The following is a 2,988-nucleotide window of genomic DNA, read 5'->3' as shown; positions in this document are numbered from 1 at the left end:
GGAATATAAATAATTGAAATTGTTTAAAAATTGGAATTGATTTTTTGAAAAAACAGCAGCAATAAGAAAAACAAGGCAAGCAAAAGATACACATATTGAATTTCACCGGCTTTCAAAAAGTACAATAGCAAAAAGGCCGACAGGAACAACCAGGGGAGTAACGGAAAAGCGCCGGGTGTTTTTATATACTGAAGTAGCAAGGGGCTGGCAGTTATGGCAGCAAGTGGAAGGAGAAACAAAAAATGTCTTGTGTCCTGGCAAAGGGGCAGGTAACTGGTGAGAGAGAAGCTCATGAAGTTGGAAGACATCAACAGTATAAAAAAGTACAGCGGAATTGGATCTTGTGGAAATACGGAAGTTATTTTTTTTCTGTAAATAAGCCTGCAAATGGCAGGTAGAAGCAAAAGCCCGTCCCCGTTTTTTAAAAATGCAAGCCCTAGTTCATAGCTGATTCTTTTCAGGGTGAAAGAAATCGGAAGCTGATCAAAGGAACAGGAGTTATGATAGTTATTGGTTTGCAGGACATGGTACCGATAAAGCGGGTTTCCGGTCACATACCAATATGCTCCGAAGTACAGCAATAGGAAAACGGCTCCTATGCCGATGCACAGTTTCCACCAATAGGTGTTCCGTGCCCTGGTAAGGTCTCTGAATAAAAGAAAGGTTATTAAGGGTAAAAAGAGCAAGGCGGTTTCTTTACAGAGAAGAGTAGCAAAAAAGCAGGCGCTAAAAATGAAGGCATGTTTCCGGATAGTTGCAGGGGAATGGTGCAGATAACTATTAAGAGCAGCTAATAAAAAGAATACGATACCGGAGTCGGGCCATAATCTATGAGCGGCAAATACGGTAGAATAGGTAAAAAGAAACAGCGCCAGGCTTAGCAGTTGTACGGATATTTCGGAATGCCGCATTATACGAAGCAGCGCCCAGCAGGACCCCAGGGTGCTAAGCAGTCCAAAGAATGCCGATGTAAAATCGTTTATGCCCAAAAAATAATACGCAATACCGGTAACCACTATCGGGATCCATCGATGTGCGAAATGATCTGTACTGGAGAACCAGTTAAAGTTTCCATATTTCAATGTTGCGGCATACCTGGCATAGTTAATATCATCCATTCCATAGAAACCAAGTTGCGCCAGTTGGTGGTGAACTAGCAAAAACAGCCCACAAAAAGTCAGTATCCAGCGGTAGTCTTTAAGGAGAGATGGATACTTGTTTCCCAGAGTTGTTTTCATTTGCCGGAAATTGTATTTATCGATTCAGCAGGTTCATTCTGTTTACATATTTCCCGATAAGATCAAATTCTATATTTACGGTATTCCCGGGTTCTACCTGGTTAATATTGGTGTGCTCGTAGGTATAGGGAATAATGGCTACCGTAAATTCATCAGCAGAGAGGTCAAAGATGGTAAGGCTGGTGCCATTGAGGGAGATGGACCCTTTTTCAATTATCAGGGATGAAAACTGGCCGGGTATTTTAAACCGGAACTCCCAACTGCCTGATTTGTCTGTTTTTGAAATACAAGTGGCGGTGCAATCAACATGCCCCTGTACAATATGCCCATCCAGGCGGTCATCCAGGCGCATACAACGCTCCAGGTTCACCAAGCTGCCTGGTTTCCAGTTGCCAAGGGTTGTTTTTTCCAGTGTTTCAGCAATTGCGGTAATACGGTGCCGGTTGGTGGCAAGGGCGTCGACAGTAAGGCAGACGCCATTATGAGATACGCTCTGGTCGATCTTTAATTCCTGAGAAATGCTGGATTCGAGCCAGAAAATACGATTTGAACCCTCCGTTTGGACCTGGCAAACGGTACCGGTAGCTTCAATTATTCCTGTGAACATAGCTGCAAATTAGGGGCAATTCCAGTTTTCCTGAAAAAGGATTTGGACTTTACAGGCTATTTCCTATCTTTGCCGTCCAAAAATTTACCAAAGGAGGTATATTCTATGCTGATTATCGATTCAAAAGACTGCGAAAACATTGACAAAGCGCTCAAAAAGTATAAAAAGAAATTTGAGAAAGCTAAAATCCTGGTTCAATTAAGAGATCGCCAGTCTTTTACCAAGCCATCTGTTAGACGCCGTGCAGAAGTTTTGAAAGCGGTTTACAAGCAGCAGGTAGCAGCCGGCAAGTTCGAAGTTTAATCGATCTTACTGTTCAATATAAGTGCGAAGAGATCGCAGCAATCTTGTAGATTTGTTGCGATCTCTTTTGTATGTCTGTTAGTGTCGATCCATTCATAGCTGATTTTCTCTCTTATATAGCGTTGGAAAAACGCTATTCTGGTCATACGTTGCGGGCCTATGAGGATGATTTGATCGTTTTTCGTGATTTTTTGGTGACGGAATTTGAGGAGAGTAATCTATTACAGGCCAGCACTATTATGGTGCGTTCCTGGCTTTCTTCGCTAAAAGATGGTAAAATGCCCTTAGCCGGCGCTACCATTGCCCGTAAATTGTCTACGCTCCGGTCGTTTTATAAGTATTGTCTTCGTAAGAAGTTGATTTCCGTTTCGCCGGTGGTGCAGCTTTCAGCACCTAAAACGGCCAAACGGCTACCGGTATACCTGGAAGAAAAGCAGGCCGGGGCATTGTTGACCCAGCCTCCTGCCGGCGATGGCTGGAAGGGGCTTACCACCCGCCTGGTGCTGGCTATCTTTTATCAAACGGGCATAAGGTTGAGTGAGTTAGTGCAAATTCAGCACCAGCAGGTGAATTTTTACCAACAGCAGTTAAGGGTTTGGGGTAAGGGGGGTAAGGAAAGGATTGTTCCCCTTCAACCGGTATTGCTGGAAATGATTACCGATTATGAGAACCGCAAAAAACAGGATTGGGGAAATTTTGGCCCGAAGGATTTTTTGCTGGTTACGGAAAAAGGGAAACCTGTTTATGCCAAATACATCTACCGGCTGGTGAGGGAATACCTGGCTGGTTTAACCACTCTGCAGAAAAAGAGCCCGCATGTGCTTCGACACAGTTTTGGCA

4 protein-coding genes are annotated in these 2,988 nt (G+C 43.7%); 2 read left to right on the top strand and 2 right to left on the bottom strand.

From position 1 onward, the window contains the following. Positions 1-23: 23 nt before the first annotated feature. Complete coding sequence (locus tag A1D16_RS15185) at positions 24-1,238, bottom strand: hypothetical protein (RefSeq protein WP_290711002.1); 1,215 nt, start codon at positions 1,236-1,238, stop codon at positions 24-26. Positions 1,239-1,254: 16 nt separating this feature from the next. After that, positions 1,255-1,845, bottom strand: a complete 591-nt coding sequence (locus A1D16_RS15180; protein WP_290711000.1) for a riboflavin synthase — start codon at positions 1,843-1,845, stop codon at positions 1,255-1,257. Positions 1,846-1,950: 105 nt separating this feature from the next. Here A1D16_RS15180 and rpsU point away from each other — a divergent pair, with 105 nt between their 5' ends. Beyond that, on the top strand, positions 1,951-2,148 hold the full coding sequence (gene rpsU / locus A1D16_RS15175; RefSeq protein WP_290710998.1) for a 30S ribosomal protein S21: 198 nt from the start codon (positions 1,951-1,953) through the stop codon (positions 2,146-2,148). A gap of 71 nt (positions 2,149-2,219) precedes the next feature. After that, on the top strand, positions 2,220-2,988 hold a 769-nt coding region (locus tag A1D16_RS15170), incomplete at its 3' end, for a site-specific integrase (RefSeq protein ID WP_290710996.1).

The sequence above is a fragment of the Flavihumibacter sp. CACIAM 22H1 genome (assembly GCF_001601815.1).
Taxonomy (GTDB): Bacteria; Bacteroidota; Bacteroidia; order Chitinophagales; family Chitinophagaceae; genus Flavihumibacter.
This window is presented reverse-complemented; position numbering and strand designations above follow the sequence as displayed.

Excerpts from the sequence above, each read along its gene's own strand:
- A1D16_RS15185 (WP_290711002.1), bottom strand. The coding sequence starts at position 1,238 with ATGAAAACAACTCTGGGAAACAAGTATCCATCTCTCCTTAAAGACTAC.
- A1D16_RS15180 (WP_290711000.1), bottom strand. The coding sequence starts at position 1,845 with ATGTTCACAGGAATAATTGAAGCTACCGGTACCGTTTGCCAGGTCCAA.
- rpsU (WP_290710998.1), top strand. The coding sequence starts at position 1,951 with ATGCTGATTATCGATTCAAAAGACTGCGAAAACATTGACAAAGCGCTC.